This is a genomic window from Pseudomonas sp. GM33, assembly GCF_000282295.1.
Lineage (GTDB): Bacteria > Pseudomonadota > Gammaproteobacteria > Pseudomonadales > Pseudomonadaceae > Aquipseudomonas > Aquipseudomonas laurylsulfatiphila.
The window spans coordinates 37,631-46,314 of record NZ_AKJO01000069.1 but is presented as its reverse complement, the minus strand read 5'-3'; the positions used below and the strand labels follow the sequence as shown (position 1 = coordinate 46,314).

The window sequence follows — 8,684 nt, the reverse complement described above, 5'->3', positions numbered from 1 at the left end:
GCCGGCTTGCTGGCGATGGCGGGCTGGCGGATTTTGTTGGTGGTGCACGCGTTCCCCTGTAGGAGCTGCCGAAGGCTGCGATCTTTTGATCTTGATCTTCAGCAATTTCCAGATCGCAAAAGCAAAATCAAGATCAAAAGATCGCAGCCTTCGGCAGCTCCTACAGATCTGTTTTCCCCCGGGATTGCGTGAAGAACCTTTTAATAGGGGAGGGGGACTCAGTAGCAAAACCCGCTAAACAGGACATCAATCAGCATTTCCATGGCATGTCGTAATCGAGTGATTGTGAAGTCAGGACGACGTTCTGCTGATCTGCAAAAACCCTCAATCCGCTTCCGGAACTTTTTCTTTAAGTGATGTCAATTTGATAGCGTGTCGCGATGTTTGTTGAAACAGGATCACCCAGCGCCAGGCTGTTTCCTGGCAAGCCCAAGGAAGTGTGAAATGAAACTGATTCTTGCGATGTTGTTGATGTTCAGCGGTTACGCGTTTGCCGGTTGCAACAGCATCAATGATCTTGACCAGCGAGCCTATTGCAGTGCCAAGCAGAGCGGCCGGGGCAGCGATTGCAACAGCATCAATGATCTTGGTTTGCGTGCGCAGTGCAGCGCACAGGTGGGAGATGGTTCTTGCAATAGCATCAATGATCTCAACCAGCGAGCCTATTGCAGTGCCAGGCAGAGCGGCCGCAGCAGCGATTGCAACGGCATCAATGATCTTGGTTTGCGTGCGCAGTGCAGCGCAGAGGTGGGAGGTGGTTCTTGCTATAGCATCAATGATCTCAACCAGCGAGCCTATTGCAGTGCCAGGCAGAGCGGCCGCAGCAGCGATTGCAATGGCATCAATGATCTTGGTTTGCGTGCGCAGTGTGCGTCCGAAGTGGACTGATTGGGTATATTGGATGAGTGTCCCCTATCGGCCGTTTTCTGCCTGTCACCAGGGGACATCCATCAATCCAGGGCTGCCCTTCGCGAAAGGCAGCCAGCGGTCAGAATCGGTCTTCTCTGCGCCTCATGAACTCGACTTTCAGGCGCGCTTGGGGAGCTTCCAGTTCGGGCGGATGAAGTGGCATGTGTAGCCATTCGGTATGCGTTCGAGGTAATCCTGGTGCTCTGGTTCCGCTTCCCAAAAAGGCCCGGCCGGTTCTATTTCGGTGACTACTCGACCTGGCCAAAGGTGTGAAGCATCGACATCGGCAGCGGTGTCCTCGGCAATGTCGCGTTGCTGTTCATTGAGGTAATAGATCGCCGAACGATAGCTGGGGCCCTGGTCATTACCCTGACGGTTGGGTGTGCTGGGGTCGTGTATCTGGAAGAAGAACTCAAGGATCTGCCGGTAGCTGATCACGGCAGGGTCGAAGACGATCTCGATGGCTTCGGCGTGGTTGCCATGGTTGCGATAGGTGGCATTCGGCACATCGCCGCCGGTATAACCGACCCGCGTGTGCAGCACACCGGGATAGCGCCGCAGCAGATCCTGCATGCCCCAGAAGCAGCCGCCGGCGAGAATGGCAGTTTCGGTTTGTCTGGTCATGGTCTGTCCTTCCTCTCGGGCACGTTGTGTATAGCCACTGTTATGAGGGCGTGTTGGCCAATTCCAAGGTTTCGCGCAAACAGGACTGGAATGACCACTCCTGGCCGCTTGAAGACATTCGGGTATAGGCAAAGCGTGGCACAGTTTGCGGAGATATTTCGACGTCGCAGCGTCGCCGCGGCAAGGGTTTCTATTGAGTTGGCATGGTTGGCGAATAGTCGATGCGAGAGAAATAAATCTCATTTGCCATTTATTTGGCGCTCCTCTGACGCTCGTCTGAAAAACGTCGGATAAATGACGTTTTGCGTTGTTCTTTTACCCTCCTGACCTAGGCTCAAGCCATGTGGGGAGGAGGTGAAGTCCATGCGCAAATTATTGATTGGCTCGTCGATGCTGGCCTGTCTGGTGGTGCTGGGCGGCTGGTTGAGTCGACCACAGCCGTTGCCGGTCAGGCTGCTGGAGGTTGAGCGCGGGCCGGTGGAGACGCTGGTGGCCAACACCCGCGCGGGGACGCTGAAGTCCTGTCGACGCTCGCATCTGTCCTTCAATGTCGGCGGCCAGGTTGCCGAGTTGCTGATCGCCGAGGGCCAGCGGGTCCAGGCGGGTCAGGTGCTCATGCGCTTGCGGCAGGACGAGCAGCAGGCCCGGTTGCAGGAGGCCGAGGCGCGGCTGGAGGCCCAACGCAACGCCCGCGAACAGCGCTGCCAGCAGGCTCATCTGGACCGGCGCGACCTCGATCGCCTGGGCCAGTTGGCCGACCGCAAGCTGGTTGCCGCCGATCGCCTCGATCAGGCCGAGACCAAGGCTAACCTGGCGAAGCTGATGTGCAATGCCAGTAACGTGCTGATCCGCGAGGCCGACGCCAGCCTGCAGTTGCAGCGTTCACTGCTGGAGCAGGCGACCCTGCGTGCGCCATTCGCCGGCATAGTCGCAGAAATCAACGGCGAACTCGGCGAGTTCGTCACCCCTTCGCCGCCGGGTATTCCCACGCCGCCGGCGGTCGACCTGATCGACGACAGTTGCCTGTATGTCGAGGCACCGATCGATGAAGTGGACGCTGCCCGGGTTCGCCCCGGAACCGCGGTGCGGATCACCCTGGATGCCTTCCGTGGCCAGCAATTCGCTGGCCGCGTCAGCCGCATCGCACCCTATGTGCGTGAACTGGAGAAGCAGGCGCGCACCGTCGATGTCGAGGTGCGCTTCGACCAGCCGCCGGCCAATCTGGTTCTGCTCACCGGCTATAGCGCCGATGTCGAGATCCTCCTCGAGCAGCGCGAAAGTGTTTTGCGCATCCCCACCGAGACCCTGCTGGAGGGGCAGCGCGTGCTGCGCTATGACCCCAGCGCCCGGGTGTTGCGCGAGGTGGCGGTGCAAACCGGGTTGAGCAACTGGCGCTGGACCGAGGTGCTCGCAGGGCTGGACGAGAACGCGCGCATAGTCGCCAGCCTCGAGCAGGAAGGGCTCAAGGATACCGTGGCGGTGATCCCGGTGGATGCGGCGGAGACCAGGCAATGATCCGCCTGCGCGGCGGCAGCCGCACCTTCCAGTTGGGCGAGCAGCAGGTGATGGGGCTGGACGGCCTGGATCTGGACATCGCCGCCGGTGACTACATGGCGGTGATGGGCCCGTCGGGCTCGGGCAAGTCGACCCTGCTGAACATCCTCGGTTTGCTCGATGCGCCGAGCGCCGGTGAGTACTGGCTGCAGGGCGAGGCCACGGCGACGCTGAGCGAGGCACGGCGCGCCCAACTGCGCAGCCAACTGATAGGTTTCGTGTTCCAGTCCTACCACTTGATCGCACGGCTGACGGTGCTGGAAAACATCGAGCTGCCGATGGTCCTCGCCGGCATCGGCACGGCGCAACGGCACAAGCGCAGCAGCCAATTGGTGGAGCGCCTGGGGCTGGGCGATCGCATTGCCCACCGCCCGGGCGAGCTGTCCGGCGGTCAGCGCCAGCGCGTCGCCATTGCCCGGGCGATGGTCATGCAACCGGCGCTGTTGTTGGCCGACGAGCCCACCGGCAATCTCGATAGCCAGGCCGGCGCCGAAGTCTTCAGCCTGCTGGAGGAGCTCAACGACGAGGGGTTGACCCTGATAGTGGTGACTCACGACGTCAGCCTGGGCGCCCGCGCGCAGCGCCAGTTGCACATGCGTGACGGGCGGATCCACAGTGCTGCGTCGCAGCAGGCGCTGGCCTGATGCGTGCCGCCGATGCCCTGGCCTTCTGGCTCGGCGCCTTGCGTGGGCATCGCTCGCGCAGCCTGATGTTGCTGCTGGCCATCGCTATCGGGGTGGTTGCGGTCAATCTGCTCACCGGTCTCGGTGCGGGCGCGCGGGCCTTCGTCCTGAACGAGTTCTCGCTGCTCGGGCGCGACATCCTGATCGTTTTCCCGGGCCGCAAGGAAACCACGGGGCGCATGCCGCCGCTCACCGGCCTGACGCCGCACGAGTTGACCTTGCAGGACGTACAGGTCATCACCCGGTTGCCGGGCATCCGCCGGGTGGCGCCGATGCAGGCCGGGCAGATGGAGGTGATAGTCGGTAACCGCAATCGTGAGGTGCTGACCCTGGGCACCACGCGTGACTTCTTCGCCATTCGCCAACTGACGGTCGTCCAGGGCCAGCCCCTGCCAGCGCTGGACCCTGAGCAGGGCGAGGCGGTCTGCGTGATCGGCGGCAAACTCCGGCGCGAGCTATTCGGTGCGCGCCCGGCCCTGGGTGAATGGTTGCGCGCCGGCGACCGGCGCTTCCGGGTGGTCGGTATCCTCAGTGAGCGGGGTGAATCCCTGGGGATGGATTTCGCCGAAATGTTGATCATCCCGGTGGCCAGTGCCCAGGCCTTGTTCAATCGCGAGGGGTTGTTGCGGGTGTTTGTCGAGGTGCGTGGACCTAGCTTTCTCGAGCGCAGCAAGCGGCAGATACTCGCCGCGCTCAAGGAGCGCCACGAGGGTGAGGAAGACATCACCCTGATCAGCCAGGACAGCCTGCTCAGCGCCTTCGACGAGATACTCACGGTGCTGACCCTGGCGGTGGCCGGGATTGCCGCGATCAGCCTGCTGGTGGCAGGCATCCTGATCATGAACGTGACCTGGATTGCGGTGAGCCAGCGCAGCGCCGAGATCGGCCTGCTCAAAGCCATAGGTGTGACGGCGGCGCAGTTGCGCCTGCTGTTCCTCGGCGAGGCGGCGCTGCTCGCCCTGGCGGGGGCGCTGGCGGGGCTGCTGCTGGCCGAAACCTTGCTCTGGCTGGGGCGCCTGGCGTTCGATTTGCCGCTCTATGCACCCTGGTGGGCGCGCGCTAGCGCGGTGCTGCTGGCACTCGTCACGGCGATGCTGTTCGCCTGGCTGCCGGCCGCTCGGGCCTCGGCGCTGGAGCCGGTGGCGGCGCTACGCCCGCCGGGAGCGCACTGATGCGCTGGCAAGATGGTTTCCGGCTGACCAGCTCGGCGCTGACCTGTCGACCCTTGCGCAGCCTGCTGACCCTGCTCGGGATAGCGATCGGGATAGCCGCCGTGGCGCTGCTCACGGCCATAGGCGAAGGCGTGCGCGGTTATGTGCTGGAGAACTTCTCGCAGTTTGGTACGCGGATCATCACCGTGCGCCCGGGCAAGACCCAGACCAGCGGCCTCGGCGGTCTGCTCGGCAGCGTACGGCCACTGACCATCAGTGATACCGACGCCCTGCGGCGCTTGCCGCATGTCGAGGCGGCGGTGCCGATCATTCCGGGCAGCGGGGATATCCAGTACGGTCAACTGAGCCGGCGCAGCGACATTCTCGGTGGCGGCCATCAGCTGGCGCAGGCCTGGCGCATGCAACTGAGCCTGGGCGAGTTCCTGCCCGTGGCCCGTGACGGTCGTTCGCCGCCCTATGTGGTGCTCGGCCATCAGCTGCGTGTCGAGCTGTTCGGTGCACGCAATCCGCTGGGCGAGCTGGTCCGCGTCGGCGGCGTGCGTTTCCGGGTGATCGGCGTGATGGCGCAGAAGGGCCAGTTGCTCGGCTTCAACCTCGACGATATCGCCTACATCCCGGTGGATTGGGCCGAAAGCCTGTTCAACCGCACCGGGGTGGTCAAAGTCCATGTGGTGTTCGGCGCCGGCACCACTTCGCGGGCGTTGAGTCAGCAGATTCGTCAGGTGCTCGGCGAACGGCACGGCGAGGAGGACTTCAGCCTGAGCACCCAGGACGACATGCTGCGCAGCTTCAATCGTGTTCTCGGCACCCTGAGCCTGGCCATCGGTGCCTTGGGGGGCATTTCCCTGTTGGTCGGCGCCGTCGGCATTCTTACCATCATGACCACCACTGTGGGCGAGCGCACGGCGGAAATCGGCCTGTTGCGGGCGATTGGTGCCAGTCCGCGGCAGGTGCTCGGGCTGTTTCTCGCCGAAGCGACGCTGCTGTCCCTGGCTGGTGGTTTGCTGGGCTTGCTGTTGATGGGCCTGCTGCTCGGGCTACTGCACCTGGCCATGCCGAGCCTGCCCTTGGCGCTGCAGCCGCTGTTTCTGCTGCTGGCACTGCTGCTGGCGGCGGTGCTCGGCATTCTCGCCGGCCTGGCGCCGGCACTGCGGGCGGCCCGCCTGCATCCGGTGGCGGCTCTGCGCAGTGAATAGCGGCCAGGCCAATGAGCCTGACGGGCTGGCTGTACGCTGGGTGACGATAACGAAAACGCCGGCGCTGGGCCTAATGCCGATCAGTTAAGCCCCGGACATTGTGGGAGCGAGCTTGCTCGCGATGGCAGACGGTCAGGCACCCCTTGTTTGACTGTCCAGCCGTCATCGCGAGCAAGCTCGCTCCCACAAGGTTTGCGGTGATCAAACGCTTAACTGACTGGCATTAGGCGCTGGGCCGGTGATTTTAATGGGGTGGCGGCGGCAAAAACCGAGTGCAAAACTCCGGCAGCAAGTCCTCGGAATTCAGAGTGTCCGTAGAGGATACGTTCCTACGGGTTTACGTTGATCATTGTTTCGGGTGATCGCTTAGGGTCGGATAGCGACGGTCAAGCATCGACCGTCACTATGGATAATCAGACTTCCGTTTGTTCCGCCATTTCCAGGGCATCATCGACCTCGATTCCCAGGTATCTGACAGTGCTTTCAAGCTTCGTATGACCAAGCAGTAGTTGAACTGCTCTCAGGTTCTTCGTCCTGCGATAGATCAACGAAGCCTTGGTTCTCCTTAGCGTGTGGGTTCCGTACATGGTTGGATCAAGGCCAATGGCTGTCACCCAAGCTGTAACTATTCGAACGTATTGCCTAGTGGAAAGATGGTCCGAGGCGTGCAACGGGCTCGGGAACACGTTGAGGGGAGAACAAGGATGGATCAGTCACAATGGCTGGTGGTCGCTATTCGACCCACAGCTGCCCCTCGAAATCTTGAGCGATAGCGCCGAAAGCAGTCAGTCAACGAATGAGGGGGCAGTTGAGCCATAGGCAGGCCGGAGGCGAACGGTAGCGGCTGTACCTGTGGAACGCTGGCCGAATGGCCCAAGCTGCCTGATTTTGGGCTGCTACAATCAAACGGCGTGCCGCCGCGGTGCTGTCGCAGGGGTCCAGTCGCCACAAAGTTTGCCCCTTCTTTTCCGCATGTTTTTCGGCATCCATTCACGTATTCACGGAGTTTGGAGGTTGAACATGTCGACTGAATCTTGCGCTGCCAGCCGAAGAAATGATCGGGTCAAGGAAACTGATCGTCGATCCTTAACCGTTTTACTGGGCGTCGGGGCAGCCTTCCTGATGCTGGCGGGTAACGCTCAGGCGCAGCAGGTGGCGATCCCTACAACCGCCAGCGAAGTTCCCGGCCCGGCGAGCGGCACCGCCATGACCACGGCCTACGTGCAATCGGTGGGGCGCATGGCCTACCTGTGGGGCTGGCCGCTGGTCAACATGGCCAACCGCGGCAACGCTTTTTCGAAGGCCCCCGAACCCGGCTTGCTGGGCGGCGTGATACCGATCGCATTCAACCGGAACGCAATGTTGACCGGGTACGTCAGCCCGGACCAAACCTTCATCGCTTGCCCCAACCAGGATGTCGCGTACGGCGCCGGCTTCATGACGCTGGACAAAGAGCCCATCGTCTTCCAGGTCCCGGATTTCGGTGATCGTTTCTGGGTCTTCGCCCACTATGACGCGCGCACCGACGAATTTTCCGAGATCGGTAAGGCCTACGGCACCAAACCCGGCTTCTACATGATGGTCGGCCCAAACTGGAAGGGCGAAACTCCAGCCGGCATTACGGCAGTGGTGCGCTCCTCCACGTCGCTGGCCTTTGTCGTTCCGCGTATCTTCATCGATGACAGCGCTGAGGACCAAAAAGCCGTCCAGCCGGTGATCAGCCAGATCGTCTATTACCCGTTGTCGGAGTTCGACGGCAAGATGAAGTCCAAGGACTGGAGCAAGCTACCGCATTTCCCCACGCCGAAGACCACCGGCAAGGGGGAGGCCTCGTGGGTGAACCCGGAAACCTTCTTCGACGAACTACCTGCGGTGATGAAAAGCGTGCCGCCGCTGCCAGGCGAGGAAGCCCTCTATAACTGGATCGGTAGTGTGCTGGACGCAGCCGCCAAGGACCCGAAAATCATGCAGACGCTCAAGGCAACCGCTGTCGGTGCTGAGCACGAGATGATTTCGCCGTTCCTGCGGTGGAACAACAACGGTCGTGCCGCCGGCAATGGTTGGAATTCGCCGGTGAACAACGCCCAATGGGGAACCGACTACCTCAATCGGACCGCCTCCGCCAAGTCGAACATGTACGACAACCGCCCGGAAGAGACGAAATATATCTACACGGACAACGATAGTCAGGGCAAGCAGCTCAACGGAAACAACACCTATGCCGTCACCTTTGGCAAGGGCCAGCTGCCACCGGTCAAGGGCTTCTGGTCGCTCACGCTATACAACGACGTCCACCTGTTTCATCCCAACGCGCTAAAGCGCAATTCGCTGGGCACGAAGAACAAGAATCTCAAATACAACCCGGACGGGTCGCTGACGCTCTATGCCGGCGCCAAGACGCCCGGCAAGGACAAGGAAAGTAATTGGCTGCCGGCCCCCAGCGGCCCATTCTCGCTCTACATCCGTGCCTATTGGGCCGACAAAGCCATACTCGACGGCACGTGGCAGCCACCGGCCATCGCGACAGTGAAGTGATCAAACGGCAG

General features: G+C 61.7%; 8 protein-coding genes and 1 pseudogene. 7 read left to right on the top strand and 2 right to left on the bottom strand.

From position 1 onward, the window contains the following. On the top strand, nt 1-192 hold a 192-nt coding region (locus PMI26_RS31840), incomplete at its 5' end, for a hypothetical protein (RefSeq protein WP_238540803.1). A 252-nt stretch (nt 193-444) separates the two neighbouring features. Beyond that, on the top strand, nt 445-888 hold the full coding sequence (locus PMI26_RS0129485) for a hypothetical protein (protein WP_033047670.1): 444 nt from the start codon (nt 445-447) through the stop codon (nt 886-888). A gap of 138 nt (nt 889-1,026) precedes the next feature. On the opposite strand, the gene msrA is transcribed toward PMI26_RS0129485, so the two are convergent. After that, nucleotides 1,027-1,533, bottom strand: a complete 507-nt coding sequence (gene msrA / locus PMI26_RS19820; RefSeq protein WP_007973026.1) for a peptide-methionine (S)-S-oxide reductase MsrA — start codon at nt 1,531-1,533, stop codon at nt 1,027-1,029. Between the two features lie 363 nt (nt 1,534-1,896). Here msrA and PMI26_RS19825 point away from each other — a divergent pair, with 363 nt between their 5' ends. Genes PMI26_RS19825 through PMI26_RS19840 form a run of 4 tightly spaced genes read left to right on the top strand, consistent with a single transcriptional unit; the run spans nt 1,897 to nt 6,138 of the window. After that, nucleotides 1,897-3,048, top strand: coding sequence for an efflux RND transporter periplasmic adaptor subunit (locus PMI26_RS19825; protein WP_007973025.1), 1,152 nt, complete (start codon nt 1,897-1,899; stop codon nt 3,046-3,048). Then, nucleotides 3,045-3,731 carry an ABC transporter ATP-binding protein gene (locus PMI26_RS19830; RefSeq protein WP_007973024.1) on the top strand — a complete coding sequence of 229 codons (687 nt, stop codon included), beginning with the start codon at nt 3,045-3,047 and terminating at the stop codon, nt 3,729-3,731. The genes PMI26_RS19825 and PMI26_RS19830 overlap by 4 nt, the downstream gene beginning before the upstream one ends. Continuing rightward, nucleotides 3,731-4,942, top strand: a complete 1,212-nt coding sequence (locus PMI26_RS19835; protein ID WP_007973022.1) for an ABC transporter permease — start codon at nt 3,731-3,733, stop codon at nt 4,940-4,942. The genes PMI26_RS19830 and PMI26_RS19835 overlap by 1 nt, the downstream gene beginning before the upstream one ends. Continuing rightward, the gene (locus tag PMI26_RS19840; protein WP_007973019.1) at nt 4,942-6,138 is read left to right on the top strand and encodes an ABC transporter permease; all 1,197 of its coding nucleotides are present in this window, start codon (nt 4,942-4,944) and stop codon (nt 6,136-6,138) included. Before PMI26_RS19835 ends, PMI26_RS19840 begins: the two co-directional genes overlap by 1 nt. A gap of 413 nt (nt 6,139-6,551) precedes the next feature. Here PMI26_RS19840 and PMI26_RS0129480 read toward each other — a convergent pair. Next, nucleotides 6,552-6,824: pseudogene (locus tag PMI26_RS0129480) on the bottom strand (tyrosine-type recombinase/integrase); the annotation flags it as partial. Nucleotides 6,825-7,158: 334 nt separating this feature from the next. Here PMI26_RS0129480 and PMI26_RS19845 point away from each other — a divergent pair. After that, nucleotides 7,159-8,673 carry a DUF1254 domain-containing protein gene (locus tag PMI26_RS19845; protein WP_007973017.1) on the top strand — a complete coding sequence of 505 codons (1,515 nt, stop codon included), beginning with the start codon at nt 7,159-7,161 and terminating at the stop codon, nt 8,671-8,673. Nucleotides 8,674-8,684: the final 11 nt, after the last annotated feature.